The sequence below is a fragment of the Coleofasciculus sp. H7-1 genome (genome assembly GCF_057473865.1).
Window position 1 is genome coordinate 164,181 of sequence record NZ_JBYCCT010000014.1, and the last position, 14,568, is coordinate 178,748.

Below are 14,568 nucleotides of genomic sequence, written 5' to 3' on the forward strand. Positions count from 1 at the left end.
GCAGATTTAACAATAGCAAATTGCTAGTGGCGCACCATCAGCTTATTCGGGCGGCAATAATTCGTAACGGCTGGCGCGAATCGTGTATCCCTATTGAAGAGAAAGTGTTTCTGGTTGAGTTATGGCAAGTTACCGATCTGCTATTTGGGTCAATAGTTTATCTTTCCTAGTGGTTATTTCTTTGATTGTCTATACCAAATTGTTTGGTGCCTCAGCAGGAATATTATTCGAGCCGCCACTTGCCCCACCAGATCCGAATGCGGGTTTGTTAACTCATACGTTCCAATTATTATGTGCTGTACCGCCCATTGTTTGCACCTTTAGTTTTGCCTTGCTGAGAACGATTCAACCACAACAAAAAGGAAATTTATTTATCCTGTATTCAGCAATCATAACCGGAGGTTTTCTCGTCAATGAAATTTTTCGGATTCACATTATTCTTTTAAGAGCAGGGATTCCCAAGTTGATAACCATAGTCGTATATGCCATGACTACCTTGGGATACGGATTAGCCTTCAGGCGCAAAATAAAATCAACGCCCTACATTCTACTACTGAGTGGTATCGGTTTATTGTTCAGCGCGATCGCTGTAGATTCGCTAAAGTTAAGCGGTGATGGAGTTTCTGTCTTGCTAGAGGGTGTCCCAAAGTTGTTCAGCGAAATCAATATTGCACTTTATTTTTGGTCTGTCTGCTACGGAGAGATATTGCGATCGCGCAATTCTTCCCCTCATGATTAAATGAGTCAGCAAAACTCTCCTTCTCTTTGCCTTCTGTTGTCTCGCCGTTCAAATTCTTAACCCTGCGTCACTTCAACATAAATATGCTCTAACCGTACAGGTTGCCGAGAAATCGAATCGAGAGGAATCCCATCAAAACAGGAGATAATTTCCTTCAGTTCTAGATGTTCTGGTAGCCAAAAAGCTAAGTCATTACCATAACGCCGAGGAGTAAAATTATATTTTTTAGCACGAGCGATCGCTTGTTCCTCCTCCGGCGTCTCCACCACCACAACTTCCACTGCTGGCACTAATTTCCGCAGTTCTGTTAAACTTCCCTCCGCTAAAATACTACCCCCTTTAAGAATCCCGATTTTTTGACAAAGGCGTTCGGCTTCATCTAACAAATGAGTCGTGAGCAGAATCGTAATCCCCTGATTTTTCAGATGCCGAATTAACTCCCAAATTTCGTAACGCGCTTCAATATCCAACCCAGTCGTAGGTTCATCCAGAACGATCAACTTAGGCTGATGTACCAAAGCAACAGCAATATTTAACCGCCGCTGCATTCCACCACTCAACGTTTCCACCGGACTTTTCGCTCTATCTAATAAATTGACAGCCGCCAAACTTGCTTCTACCTGTTGACGCCGCTGCTGATTCGTTAAGCCATAAATCCGAGCAAAGAAATGGAGATTTTCCTCACAACTTAGGGTTTTATAAAGTAAATTTTCTTGTGGTGCCACACCAATCAGCTTTTTTGTCGCCTTCGAGACGGGTTGGTTATTAATCTTAATTTCTCCACTATCCGCCCGCAGTAAATTACAAATGATATTAATCGTTGTGGTTTTCCCCGCTCCATTTGGCCCTAGTAAACCGTAAATTTCTCCGGGTGGAATATGCAGCGTTAACTCCTGTAAAACAGGTCGCGTTCCGTAAGATTTATTTAGCTTCTCAATTCGCAGCACAATATTTCCTAATTGATTGCAGGCTGAACGATATTTTTAACCCACAGAGGTACGGCAAGAGAACCGCAAAGTATGCCAAGAATAAAATTAAACTTTGCTGACCTTTGCGTAAAACTTCGCGTAACTTTGCGTTAAAAAACTATATTGACATCCCCATTCTTAACCTATCAAAGCCTCCTTTCAACACTCAGCATCCGCTGGTAGGATAGCCATCCTCCTGCAACCATCAAAATTGCAAACACGCATAAAAACCAAAAGTGAGATGCAATTTCTCCCAGTCCGCTGCCGTCAGCAGAAACACCTATCAAGGCTTCATTCATGTGATAAATTGGATTAAACTTAGCAAGTTCTAGCAGCGTCTTGGAAAATAGCGAGGTCGGTAAAAATGCGCCTCCTAAAATTAATAATGGCACCCCAAATGCTGCCACTAAAGCATTGACATCCTCAGTGCGACGAGCAAACTGCGTACCGAGAATAAATCCTACCCCAACATAGGAAATAATACTTAGAAAAATAATCAGTATTCCTAGCACAATAGAACCCTGAAACTGAGCATTCCAAAAGGCAGCAATCGTGTAAACTAAAAGGGCTTGACCGACACCAATACAGCTGTGAGCTAGAAAAATTCCTAAGAAATAAGACGTTCCACTGAGCGGTGAGATAAAAAGACGTTTGAGCGTTTGCTGTTCTCGCTCCGCCACCACGGTTGCTACACTACCACCCAAGCAACTGAAAAATAGTGCAGCACCCACCAGTGTTGAGGGAGCAGCCTTTTCAAAAGCCTGAGCCATAGACAGCTTGGCATTTTCTGCCAGAATTACCCCATTAATCAGCAAAACAGAAACTGGAAAAATACACCAAAAAATCAGGCTGCGTCGCCGTCGTAACAATTCAATCAAAATTCGCTGGCAAACTGCTAGCGTTTCACGCCCGTATTTCATGGTGAGAATTTACCCCAATACCAGATAAATCAATGATTAAGGCACGCGCTTTCGCAACCTATCTGTAGACGCACGACTACTTAATATGTTCGTGTCGCTGCTGCTAGAATATTAAAATACTCTCGCTTTCCTAAGCCTCCGCCCACGGTTTTTCAACAAGATACGCTAGACTTGCTGCGACTGTTGAATCAATGATGAGTGTTGTAGTGGTAGGGGCTGGGTTGACTAGGTTAACTTGTGCCGATGCTTCTTTGATAACTTTGGCTAGAAAAAATCGACTCAAGTCTGAAAACCTTATGCTACCTGGGATTGGATAGCAGCAAGAATGTAAGTGGGCGATACTGGATTTGAACCAGTGACCCCTTCCGTGTGAAGGAAGTGCGCTACCACTGTGCTAATCGCCCTAGGTTTTTAAGTGTATCACAGGCATTCACAGCCAACAACCCTTTTAGAGAAAGGAAGTGCCGAGTAATCTGCAAGTAACCTGAAATCCAGGAATTCTGACTCAGTTGCAAATAGCGATCGCATCGCATCTGACGATACCTTGCAACCAGACGCTACTGAGGTTCAAAGCTGCAATCGATTTTTGAGCGGGATGAGCGCCGAACCCAAGATGACAACCTTAATTACATCATTCAATCAAGTGTTGCCTCAAATCGCCGACATATTTGCTGTCGAGGGAAGCCTACTTATCCTCGCCACCTGTAGAGATGGATGCTCATGCCTCTCTATATAAACGAAACTTTTTACTTCAGATTCCGCATCATCACCCTGTAAAACCCACCTATTTAGTAGTACTGGTTATTGGAGTTTCAGTACCTTGTAAGACCGATTTTGAAAAGCGACAGGAAACGTAGAAGGGTGATTCGCTGGAACAATCCAATAGTTAATTATAAAGCGGGATTGAAGCCGTTTAATATCCTCATCCCGAAGTTTTTTATACAGACTTTTGAGCTTATTTATAGCATTAGTGGACTCTTCTTTAGTAATATCAAAACCGAGCGCCTTCAGGCGTTCTGCCCAGGCTTGTACATACGGTCGATCCCAAAGTATCGCTGAACCATCTTTCCAAGTTACGAAAACCGGGCGCTTTGCCAGACCCCGAAACTCTTCCCAACCTGGCAAGCGCGGGTCGGAGAACAACTCTACTAGGAATTGTGCATCTAAAGGAGTATTGGCACTTGTCCAGTTAATAACTTCTTCCATAGAAGATGAAGGTCGTCTGATCAAAGCTGCATCAAAACTTCCAGTCTGTGATATGCGATATCGAAAGCTCTTAACTCCCATCACAAAAACCACCAGTGTTAGCAATAAAGCCACACGGTTAGTACTTCCCCGACCAAGAATGTAGTACCACACGGGTCGGAAAGTAAGGGCAATCAAACAAACTGCAATGATGTAGGTTCCAACAGGTTGATGCCAAATCAGAATGCTTGAGGCGAAGACTACTGCGGCGAGAATCCACCTTGCTTTGCCTCTACTTGCTTCCAGTTGAATCGCACATACTGAAATTAATGCTATTTCAGCAAAGCAATACCACAAGTCAGTAGCTCTTGCAGGGTGCATGATTATCATTGAAGGTGATTTAGCAATGTAAGCAGCCACAAATGCATAAAACACCCAAAGAATGCTCATTCCAGCCCAAATTACACCATGCTTGAAAAGCTTTTCTATCCTCTGTTTATTCTGATAGAGGATAACCAACAGTAATACAATCAATATTGCAAAGTGAGCAAAGCTTTGGCTGCTCCAAGTAAGCGGATAAAGATGATGGGGAAAACGAAATTTGCTTGCTGCCAGCCACAATTGTTTATCAACGGCTTCTCGACCAAAGGCAGCAGCAGTAAGATATATAGCTGGTGAAGCTAACAAGAGGAACAAACCGAAAAATAACATCCATTTTTTCCAGGCTCTCCGGTAAGTAGAGTCAAGTAGAAACACTGCTCCCAAGTATGTTAGGGCGTAAACTCCATACATACTATTCAGGTTAAATCCGATGGCTAGCCAAATAGCACACGGCAGGGGTCGCTCTTTATAAAATGAAGCTGTTGCTAATAAGAAAAAAGGTATAAAAAAGCCAGTTTGTTCAAAGTAGTCTTCAACTATGGTGCCCGAACCAATAATCGGACTGATTGCTAATGCAAACAGTGCCATTGTACCACCAACCGCTAGTTTAGATTGGGGTGCAAAAGCTTGAGCGAGTTGCCCTGCTGCGTAGATAACTAAAATTCTTTCAAATAAAAATAGCGTCAGCAGTACGGGTTCCAGTGGGATAAAGCGATGAAGCAGCGCCACTCCATACCAAAGTGTGGAAGAGTAATAGGGTAGAGTGGCACCAAATGGGTCGTTTGGGTAAAGAGAAGGATTGTTTAGGAGATGAACAAGGGGGAGCTGGAGCGCTTGGTTTTGGACATAAACGGCATATCCTGTTTGAAGTAATGAACAGAAGAAGAATATTAATGTATAGGTAAGGATAGATAGTTCTAGATCAAATACCGATCCTCTTTTACGAGTTGATGGAAGAATCTTGCTTGCACTCGACATATCTGGTTTTATAGGAGTATTTGAATTGTTATTTATAATAACTGTTATTTCGTATTTGTGTCGAAATTATTATTTTTTAAGAGAGGATTTATTGAGTAGCAAGCATTTTATTAAAAATATTAGTTTTATTTATTGAATTTATTAGCAAACATTATAGAAAATGACTTTATATTTCTTAAAGAAGGTTTCAAAGCTAATTCCGTCAAAATTTCACCTTCTATCAGTCACTGGTCACGATAATCTCATATCTGATTTTAATAGGAGCGATCGCTTGATCTCGGCAACAAGAGCGATCGCGCGAACCAGAGCATATCTCAAATTTGTTAAAATTCTAGCCTTTAACCCTCTCCTTGGCTTTCTAACCAAGCAGCCAAATCTGCTACATCCGAAAAATCTAACAACGCCTCAGCTAAATCTTCTAACTGGGTGAGAGATAACTGGCGAATTCGCTCTTGCAACTCCGGCTCAACTGTACCGATTCGGCGATTGAGTTGACGCATAATCACTGCCAATTCTCCTTCTTGTCTTCCTTGTTGCAACCCTCGTTCTATACCTTGCTGCATCCAACTGGTGACGATTTCCATAACTACCTCCTGTTGTGCTGGTTCAAACTTGGCTATTTCCGCCTGAAAAATCTCTTCTTCTACTGCATTTAGCTGGAGATAAGTGTCAACAAACCCAGAAATCATCCTCATTCTGGCGGAATTTACTCGCAACGTTGCTAGCAGACGCAGACACTCAGATTTGACTCTGGGACGGTCTTCAGGCGCTATGTTCATTTTAGCCATGAGCGCACTAGCTACTGGATTGTGTTGTTGCAGAAAATCCCGCCAATTCAGGCGATTTAGCTGAATTAGCTGATAGTTAAAGTCCAATACAACTTTATCGGGGAATTCTACGCGGTGATAGTTGGGCTGTGGAAGTTTCGGGGCATTATAGGAAAAAATAGCAATTGGATATACAGGTTTGGCAAACTTTTCATACAAACGGGCAAAATAGCGAAACATCCGCCTGCCAAAATTCGCTTGTGGTTGCGCTTGATGTTCTAGGTGAATTAGAAAGTATGTTTCTTGGTCTCTAAATTTAACGTCTACCAATAAATCAGCTTCATATTTTTCCCCAGCCGTGACATCTGTAAATATTTCTTTGTCTTGAAACTTGATGGAATCGGGTTCTAGATAGGCAACAATTTCTGGAAAAAATAACTCTATAAATTCTATAAAGAACTCGGTGAGCAGTTCCTTGAATAAGCGGTCGTGGTCAATCATGTTAAGATTGCCCCACCCATTAAGCGCTGGTAACGATAGTCTAACTCAGCTTTTAATAAGGGCGATCGCTCTAAGTTGACATCTTGTGCGATCGCTCTCTCGGCGGCATCCCGCGCTATATTCAAAACTTCCTGATCTTCCACCAAACTCGCCAAGGCAAAATCTGGCACCCCCGACTGGCGAGTTCCCAGCACTTGACCGGGACCCCGCAGCCGCATATCCATCTCAGCAATAAAAAAGCCGTCTTGGGATTGTTCTAATACATTGAGCCGGTAACGAGCATCTGCGGTTTTGGTGCTGCTCATCAGCAGGCAGTAAGATTGATGGGCACCGCGACCAACGCGCCCCCGCAACTGGTGCAACTGCGATAAGCCAAAGCGTTCGGCATTCTCGATCATCATCACCGTGGCATTCGGCACATCCACACCCACTTCAATCACGGTGGTGGAGACAATGATTTGAGTCTGGTTATCGCGGAATCGGGTAATTGCCTCATCTTTTTCCGCTGAAGTCATGCGCCCGTGCAGCAATCCTACTTGGAACTGAGGGAAAATACTTTCACACAGGCGCTGATGCTCCTCAACTGCCGAACGCACATCCAACTTTTCCGATTCTTCAATCAGGGGCAAGACGATATACGCTTGACGCCCTTGAGCAACTTCGCGGCAGATAAGATCGTAGGCATTAGTGCGTTCTTTGCCGGTTAGTACGGTCGTATGAATTGCTTGCCGACCGGGTGGCATCTCATCAATCTGACTCACATCCAAATCCCCATGCACCGTCAGCGCTAGGGTGCGGGGAATTGGTGTAGCTGTCATGGTTAATACATGGGGTTGTTCGCCTTTTTGCTGCAACAGCGCCCGTTGTTCTACTCCAAAACGGTGCTGTTCGTCAATCACCACTAACCCCAGCTTATGAAAATTGACTTTCTCTTGAATCAGAGCATGAGTCCCCACTAATAAAGGTAGTTCGCCCGTTTCTAGATGGGCATGGATTTGGCGGCGTTTGGCAGTTTTGGTGGAACCTGTCAGCAGTTCTACGGGCAAGTACAGAAGATTGAACCAACTGACTAACTTGCGATAGTGCTGTTCTGCCAAAACTTCTGTGGGAGCCATCAGCGCCGCTTGGTAGCCGGATTGAATTGCGGCGAGGATGGCAATGACTGCCACAACAGTTTTACCAGAACCGACATCGCCTTGCACCAACCGATTCATCGGGTTGGATGATTGCAAATCGTTGAGGATGTCGTTCAGTACCCGCTGCTGGGCACCCGTTAATCGAAAGGGCAAAACTTGGTGGAATTGTTCAATCAGCTTCCCTCTGGGAGCCAAGATAGCGCTGGACTGCTTTTGCCGCTGGGCTTGGCGACGCATCAGGAAACCCAACTGAAGGTAGAAAAACTCATCGAAGACTAAACGGCGACGGGCGGCTTCCTTGGCGGCGCTGTCGGTGGGAAAATGGATATTTGCGATCGCATCCGACAACTTCATCAATCCATACCCATCCCGTAAAACCGTGGGTAAAGGATCTTTCAGCTGGGCGGCGGCGGGGAGAGCCGCAATTACCGCCTGTCTCACCATATCTGCCGCCACGCCTTCGGTTAGGGGATACACCGGCACGACTCGACCAATTGTGTGGGAGTCAATCGGGTCTCCAGGGTGTGCCAAAACTTCCAGTTGTGGATCTTCCAAAGTCAGACCATATTGACTTTTTTTCACCAAGCCAGAAGCCGCCACGACTGCACCTTGGGGATACCGATTCTTGATCCCTTCTTGCCAGCCGCGATTGCTGTAGCGAGAACCGGCAAAAAAGCGGCTGAGGCTGATTTGACCCGTGCGATCTTTCAGCACCACCTGTAATATGGTTAATTTCTTGTTCTTTGGGCTACTAAAGCAGGTACAGCGCTTCACCGTTCCCACCAGCGTCACCGTTTCGCCCGATTCCAGCTCAGAGATATTCACCTGACGTGCATAGTCAATGTGGTCGCGGGGGTAATAGAAGAGGATATCCCGCACCGTATGTAGATCCAGCTTGGCTAAATACCCGCCTTTTCTGATTCCCACGTCTGGCAAACTGGTCAGCGGTTGGTCAAGAGAAATCGCTGAGTTGGACTGGACGAGGGGCGTGGTGCGCGGAGCTTGAGTATCAGGGGATGGGGGCGTTGAACTTGTCTCTACTTCTTGCTGATTGTCTTCATTTCGCTGATGCAAGCGCGATCGCTGCCTCTCCATGACTTGTTGCATCTGGTGGAGAAATCGCCGCGTTTCCAAGACTAAATGTTGTCGCTGGGAGAGGGTGAGGTTCGGGTAACGGGCAAACTGAGACGCCATCTCCTGCCACCGATGTCGCTCTATCAGCGGCAAAAAAGATGGAGTTTTGCCGAACTCCAGGCTTAAGAATTCACTGAAGCGATATTGTTTCCCTATTAAGTCCGTAAAGCCCCGTTCTGCCTCGACTGAAAGGGCTTTCTGCAATCGCAGCCAATCCGGTGATTCTATTTGCATCTTCTCTCCCCTTTTTTGTTAATTGCTAATAGCGAATGGCTGATTGCCCAATTCTGCTGACAATTCGCGATTAACCATTAGCCAATAGCCGTCCTCACCCGGATATGGTCGATCTTCACGACGATTCCCATTATTCTTCAAACCAACAAGCACGCCAAGCCGCTTCTGCCGCAGCCACGGTACGCTCTCGTTGCTTTTTCTGAAATTCTCGGCGCAGCGTGCTAAGCCGTGCGCTGAGGTTCCGAATCTGGTTGCGCCCAGCCATTACCGTTGAATCAGCAAATTCAATCTCAGATAACCGCAGATGGATGGCGATAATCGGCATCAAGGTAGGATTTTGTAAAGTCGGGAGATTTGACGTTTCTACCGGCTCATTTTCCATTTGAACCACAAATTTTAAAAGATTGGCACGTCCCACCACAGGCTCACCAGATGGCTCCGATCTGACAGCAGCTTCCAGAACAGCTTCCGGAAAGTTTTTCGGTAAGATCCCCACTTCCTGTAATAGACGATTGCTTTGGCAAGAAACGGCGAGCAACGTTGCGCTGATGGCGTTTTCCACCTCTTCCTGCCATTGAGCCAAATCCTCTGGGTTGTTTGTCGGGATGTTAGAAAAGGTAAAGCGACTGGTTGAGTCGCTATTGAGGTTTAGGGTGTCGGGAATGTCTTGTGGCGCTGGCATCTCGATGGCTAAGTCATCAGTCGGGGCGGGGAAACCCTCTTCTTGAGATGAGTCCCAGTGCGATGTCCCAGAGGAACGACTTCTTTCGAGGTTTCGCAGTTGTGGTTGAGCAAGCCTTGCCAGTTGCTGAAGGTTCTGTTGCAATTGTTGTCGTTCTCTGAGAGCCAGACTCAGAAACGCTTCTGGATAGACTTGGGTGCAAAGATAATAACTCGCCACGATCAACTGCTGCCGCATGGCTTGTCCCAACGCAGTCAGGTAATCGTTGTAGGTATCGTGGAATTCTATAGCGATCGCTTTGATTGCTTCTTCCAGCGCTGCCATATCCCGCTTTATTTCCTCTACTGTTCTCGCCATTGCTACTTACATCTGTCCATCGGGACGGTACGGGCGTACAGATGTACTTCCCTAGTTTAGAATACCGACCCATAACCATTAGTCATTCGCCATTAGTCCGTTGCTACTGACTAAGTAGGCGGATGCAATTAAATTGAAGATTTATCGTCGGGAATGGGAGCCACACGAAAAGTGGGGGTTCCCCTGCCCTAGCGCGACGTGGCGTTTGACGTAGGAAACCCAACACTTGCATGGGTTACGCGATCGCTAACCACTACTACAAATAATTAATTCCACCTACTTAATGCCTAAGAACTAACGACTCATAATAAAAGACAGGTCAGCCTGAAGGCGAAACCTGTCTTCTCTAATTACCAGTGAAAAAGCTCACTTATGTATTGCTACCCATTTGAGCCGCAACTTCCTCAGCAAAATTGCTCTCTTTCTTTTCCAGTCCTTCACCCAAAATAAATCGGACGAAGCGACGGACTTGGATATTTTCACCCAGAGTCGCAATATGTTGCTTTACCAACTCTTCCACCGTGATACTTTGGTCACGAATGTATGGCTGATCGAGCAAGCTCAGCTCTTGCAGGCGTTTGTCAATCCGACCCTGAACAATCTTTTCTTTGATGTTCTGTGGCTTGTTTCCCAGGTCATCCCGCCCCATTTCGATTTCTTTTTCCTTCTCAACGACTTGAGAGGGAATGTCGCCAACCTTCACGTATTCAACGTTGGGGCAAGCTGCAATCTGCATGGCTATGTTTCGCACCAGAGTTTGGAAGGCTTCGTTGCGGGCGACAAAGTCTGTCTCGCAGTTCACTTCCACCAGGACGCCGACTCGACCTCCAGTATGGATGTAGCTGCCGACGAGTCCTTCTGAGGCTTGGCGATCGCCTTTTTTCCCAGCGCTAACCATTCCCTTTTGCCGCAGCCATTCCATAGCTTTGGTCATATCGCCATCGGTTTCTTTTAGCGCTTTTTTGCAGTCCATCATGCCGACACCAGTTTTTTGGCGCAGCTCGTTAACGAGTTTTGCAGATATTTCCGCCATTTCCTCAGTTCCTAACTAAGAATTGATGTTTCTAACGCTGAATTATCCCTCGGTTTCTTCTTCCTCTTCTTCAGGAATAACCGACTCGGTTTCCTCATATTCCAAATCGTCTTCAGCGCCTTCGTAATCTTCGTAATCTTCTTCTGCTTCTGCGTCTAGCTGACCGTGACGACCTTCATAGATGGCGTCTGCCAACTTACCCACTATTAGCTTAATCGAGCGGATGGCATCGTCATTGGCTGGAACGGGAATATCCACTACATCCGGGTCGCAGTTTGTATCCAGCAGCGCTACGATGGGAATCCCCAGTTTCTGGCATTCTTGAACTGCATTATATTCCCGACGTTGATCCACGATCAGCACAATGTCGGGAACTTTCCGCATCTGCTTAATACCGCCGAGGTATTTCTGCAATTTAGTCATTTCCCGGCGCAGCATCGAAGCTTCTTTCTTAGGCAGCAAGTCGAGGACTCCGGTTTCTTCCCGGCGTTCCAAGTCCTTTAGGCGCTCTACCCGCGTCTTAATTGTCGTCCAGTTGGTGAGCATTCCCCCCAACCAACGTTGGTTGATGTAATAAGAACCACAACGAGTAGCTTCTTGAGCCACAATTCCTGCGGCTTGACGCTTGGTACCGATGAAGAGAACCTTCTTGCCCTGTTCCGCTGCGGTTCGCATATAGATGTAGGCATCTTCCATCAGTTGGGCAGTCTGCACCAAATCGATGATGTGGACGCCATTGCGGGATGTATAGATGTATGGAGCCATTTTCGGGTTCCACCGACGGGTCTGGTGCCCAAAGTGAACACCTGACTCCATCATCTGAGCCAAAGAAACAACTGACATATTTTTTTCCTTTCGGGTTAATCCTCCATCCAGGTGTATTTCCAACGGAAACACCCGAAATCCTGAATGTGCGAATTTGAGACAACTCTTCCAGTTTATCAGAGTTATAAGGGCTTTGATGGAAAAACTTGATGGAAAAACATTGAAAAATAGGCTAGCACAGTTGTGATACCCTATTTCTGGATATTTGGCAATAAAAATATTAAAAGATTAGCGATCGCAAAACAAATCGCCCACTCGCATCCTTAGCAGTACAATCGTGTAAATTATGCTTTTTGCTTGGCTTCAGCGTAGGCTGCATAAACACCTTGAACGTTGTACCAATTGAGGAAAATTCGGGCAATTTCTAAGGCTAATTGGGGTTTACCTTGATTAATTAGCCATTGCAAAAAAGGTGCCATTGTGCGCTCGTTGAGTCTGCCACCGAGGGAAAGAAAACCCCAGAGGATGCGGTGAAGTAGGGTCATTTGAATCATCATTTTGACATCCCAGGTAGGGTGCTTTTGATAGAATAAAACGCCCATGCGTCCCCGTTGAATTTCTCTATCAATCATGGGGGGAATTTGTTCTAAGGCAAAGGGGGGATGCCAGTGATAGCCGACTGCGGCTGGACATTTAATCAGTTTTAAACCCAGTTGTTTGAGTCTGATGCCGAGTTCTAAATCTTCCCAGCCGTAAAGTTGAAAGCGAGTGTCAAATAATCCAGCTTTTGTGAGCCATTTACGAGCGATCGCTACATTCCCCGTGGCAAAGTAAGCGGCGGAAAAATCCGTGATTTTGTAGGGTTCGGAGGTGGGATTATCGAAGTTATTGGTATTGATCACCCAACCGTAAGTAAAGAGGCGATCGCTTCCTAGATTCTTTTCTCCCTCAACTAAAGCATCGGCGTGTGCTTGGAGAAAATGCTCGGTAACGACTAAATCGCTATCAATAAAGATAATCGTATCACCCTGAGCCTGTTCTACTCCCAGATTACGGGCGGCGGCTGGCCCTTGATGGTCTTGCAAGAGCGATCGCACATGAGGAAATTCAGCTGCGTGTTGAGCTAACCACTCCAACGTGCCATCCGTCGAACCATCATCCACCAGCACCACTTCATAGCCGCTGACGACGCTACTCTCAACTAAGTGCTGATTTTCTATCGCCCTCAGGCATTTCTCTAGAATCGGTTTGCGATTATAAGTTGGAATGACAACACTAAAAAACACGATTTCCCCCAGATTACAACACTTTTAGTATCTCTCAAAGAACTGTAAGCCAATGAACACAAAGCATTTTCATCTATCTCCTAGTGCCCCAAATGGCTATGGCTGTAGATTAATCTGTGCCATTGCTCACAAGACTTGGTATAGATTAGTTGCATAATAAGAACTCGTTGTTTTGCGGAAGTGAGAGATCAATGGGTCGTGCTACCAAAGTTGTGCTGGCATATTCAGGTGGAGTCGATACCTCCGTCTGCATCCCATACCTGAAAGAGGAGTGGGGAGTTGAAGAGGTAATTACCCTGGCGGCGGATTTAGGACAGGGAGACGAACTGGAGCCAGTCCGGGAAAAAGCGTTAAAATCGGGTGCTAGCGAATCGCTAGTTGCCGATGCTACAGAAAGTTTTGTCAAAGATTATGCGTTTCCAGCGATTCAAGCGAACGCTCTCTATGAAAATCGCTATCCCCTTCAGACTGCTTTGGCACGTCCGCTGATTGCCAAACTTTTAGTGGAAGCGGCTGAAAAATACGGTGCGGATGCGATCGCTCACGGTTGCACGGGTAAGGGTAACGACCAGGTTCGCTTTGATGTGTCGATTGGCGCACTTAACCCGAATTTGAAGATTCTAGCACCGGCGCGGGAGTGGGGGATGAGCCGAGAGGAAACGATCGCTTACGGTGAGCGTTATGGGATTCCTTCGCCAGTGAAAAAGAAATCTCCCTACAGTATCGATCGCAATTTATTTGGTCGTAGCATTGAAGCAGGACCCCTGGAAGATCCTTGGACAGAACCGCTAGAAGAAATCTATGTAATGACCAAAGCGATCGCTGACACACCCAATGAGCCAGAATACGTTGAAATTGGCTTTGAAAAAGGCATCCCCATCACCCTCAACGGTGAAGCTTTGCCGCCAGTGGCACTGATTGCGAAACTCAACGAAATTGCTGGAAATCATGGCGTTGGGCGGATCGATATGATCGAAAACCGCCTAGTGGGTATCAAATCGCGGGAAATTTACGAAGCCCCAGCTTTAATGGTTTTAATTCATGCCCACCGCGACTTAGAAAGCCTCACCTTAACCGCAGATGTGACCCACTACAAGCGCGGTATCGAAGAAACTTACACTCAGCTAGTTTATAACGGTCTTTGGTATAGTCCGCTCAAAGCTGCTCTGGATGCCTTCATTCAACAAACACAGGAGCGGGTATCGGGAACCGTGCGGATTAAACTCTTTAAAGGCAACGCGATGACTGTGGGGCGTCAGTCTGACAAGTCCCTTTACAGCCCAACCTTAGCAACTTATGGGGCTGAAGACCAGTTTGACCATAAAGCTGCTGAAGGATTTATCTACGTTTGGGGATTACCGACTCGCGTTTGGTCGCAAAAAGCTCGCCAATAAAACAGTCAATTTTTTAACCCAAAGGTACGCAAACGATGGCGCAAAGTACGCAAAGTTATCGGTCATCCTTGGCGAAACTTTGCGATTACCTTTGCGTACCGAGAGCGT

Annotated in this window: 11 protein-coding genes and 1 tRNA gene; 2 read left to right on the forward strand and 10 right to left on the reverse strand. The window is 46.0% G+C overall.

The features are described from left to right. The first annotated feature begins 121 nt into the window (after positions 1-121). On the forward strand, positions 122-739 hold the full coding sequence (locus AC2VDX_RS04265) for a hypothetical protein (RefSeq protein WP_378176204.1): 618 nt from the start codon (positions 122-124) through the stop codon (positions 737-739). Positions 740-795: 56 nt separating this feature from the next. Here AC2VDX_RS04265 and AC2VDX_RS04270 read toward each other — a convergent pair whose 3' ends face one another. The 10 genes from AC2VDX_RS04270 to AC2VDX_RS04315 form a co-directional block, all read right to left on the reverse strand. Next, the gene (locus AC2VDX_RS04270; RefSeq protein ID WP_378176207.1) at positions 796-1,686 is read right to left on the reverse strand and encodes an ABC transporter ATP-binding protein; all 891 of its coding nucleotides are present in this window, start codon (positions 1,684-1,686) and stop codon (positions 796-798) included. Between the two features lie 167 nt (positions 1,687-1,853). Continuing rightward, a complete protein-coding gene (locus tag AC2VDX_RS04275; protein WP_378176210.1) occupies positions 1,854-2,627 on the reverse strand; it encodes an ABC transporter permease in 774 nt (257 codons plus the stop codon). A 332-nt stretch (positions 2,628-2,959) separates the two neighbouring features. Further along, positions 2,960-3,031: transfer RNA gene (locus AC2VDX_RS04280), tRNA-Val, on the reverse strand. 397 nt (positions 3,032-3,428) lie between these two features. Further along, the gene (locus AC2VDX_RS04285; RefSeq protein WP_486928103.1) at positions 3,429-5,171 is read right to left on the reverse strand and encodes a DUF6798 domain-containing protein; all 1,743 of its coding nucleotides are present in this window, start codon (positions 5,169-5,171) and stop codon (positions 3,429-3,431) included. Positions 5,172-5,509: 338 nt separating this feature from the next. Continuing rightward, on the reverse strand, positions 5,510-6,439 hold the full coding sequence (locus AC2VDX_RS04290; protein WP_378176216.1) for a DUF4351 domain-containing protein: 930 nt from the start codon (positions 6,437-6,439) through the stop codon (positions 5,510-5,512). Beyond that, entirely contained in the window at positions 6,436-8,943 is a 2,508-nt protein-coding gene (gene recG, locus AC2VDX_RS04295; RefSeq protein ID WP_378176219.1) for an ATP-dependent DNA helicase RecG, read from the reverse strand. Before recG ends, AC2VDX_RS04290 begins: the two co-directional genes overlap by 4 nt. Positions 8,944-9,073: 130 nt before the next feature. Then, a complete protein-coding gene (locus AC2VDX_RS04300; protein ID WP_378176222.1) occupies positions 9,074-9,982 on the reverse strand; it encodes a hypothetical protein in 909 nt (302 codons plus the stop codon). A 370-nt stretch (positions 9,983-10,352) separates the two neighbouring features. Then, positions 10,353-11,015: a translation elongation factor Ts gene (gene tsf / locus AC2VDX_RS04305; protein WP_378176225.1), complete on the reverse strand. Its 663-nt coding sequence runs from the start codon at positions 11,013-11,015 to the stop codon at positions 10,353-10,355. A gap of 42 nt (positions 11,016-11,057) precedes the next feature. After that, a complete protein-coding gene (gene rpsB, locus AC2VDX_RS04310; protein WP_378176228.1) occupies positions 11,058-11,858 on the reverse strand; it encodes a 30S ribosomal protein S2 in 801 nt (266 codons plus the stop codon). A gap of 266 nt (positions 11,859-12,124) precedes the next feature. After that, positions 12,125-13,066, reverse strand: a complete 942-nt coding sequence (locus AC2VDX_RS04315; RefSeq protein WP_378176235.1) for a glycosyltransferase family 2 protein — start codon at positions 13,064-13,066, stop codon at positions 12,125-12,127. A 191-nt stretch (positions 13,067-13,257) separates the two neighbouring features. On the opposite strand from AC2VDX_RS04315, the gene AC2VDX_RS04320 reads away from it, so the two are divergent. Beyond that, positions 13,258-14,460, forward strand: coding sequence for an argininosuccinate synthase (locus AC2VDX_RS04320; RefSeq protein WP_378176238.1), 1,203 nt, complete (start codon positions 13,258-13,260; stop codon positions 14,458-14,460). The last annotated feature ends 108 nt before the right edge of the window (positions 14,461-14,568 follow it).

Bases quoted from the DNA above. Each gene is read 5' to 3' on its own strand.
- AC2VDX_RS04265 (WP_378176204.1), top strand. From the start codon at position 122: ATGGCAAGTTACCGATCTGCTATTTGGGTCAATAGTTTATCTTTCCTA.
- AC2VDX_RS04275 (WP_378176210.1), bottom strand. From the start codon at position 2,627: ATGAAATACGGGCGTGAAACGCTAGCAGTTTGCCAGCGAATTTTGATT.
- AC2VDX_RS04285 (WP_486928103.1), bottom strand. From the start codon at position 5,171: ATGTCGAGTGCAAGCAAGATTCTTCCATCAACTCGTAAAAGAGGATCG.
- AC2VDX_RS04290 (WP_378176216.1), bottom strand. From the start codon at position 6,439: ATGATTGACCACGACCGCTTATTCAAGGAACTGCTCACCGAGTTCTTT.
- recG (WP_378176219.1), bottom strand. From the start codon at position 8,943: ATGCAAATAGAATCACCGGATTGGCTGCGATTGCAGAAAGCCCTTTCA.
- AC2VDX_RS04300 (WP_378176222.1), bottom strand. From the start codon at position 9,982: ATGGCGAGAACAGTAGAGGAAATAAAGCGGGATATGGCAGCGCTGGAA.
- tsf (WP_378176225.1), bottom strand. From the start codon at position 11,015: ATGGCGGAAATATCTGCAAAACTCGTTAACGAGCTGCGCCAAAAAACT.
- rpsB (WP_378176228.1), bottom strand. From the start codon at position 11,858: ATGTCAGTTGTTTCTTTGGCTCAGATGATGGAGTCAGGTGTTCACTTT.
- AC2VDX_RS04320 (WP_378176238.1), top strand. From the start codon at position 13,258: ATGGGTCGTGCTACCAAAGTTGTGCTGGCATATTCAGGTGGAGTCGAT.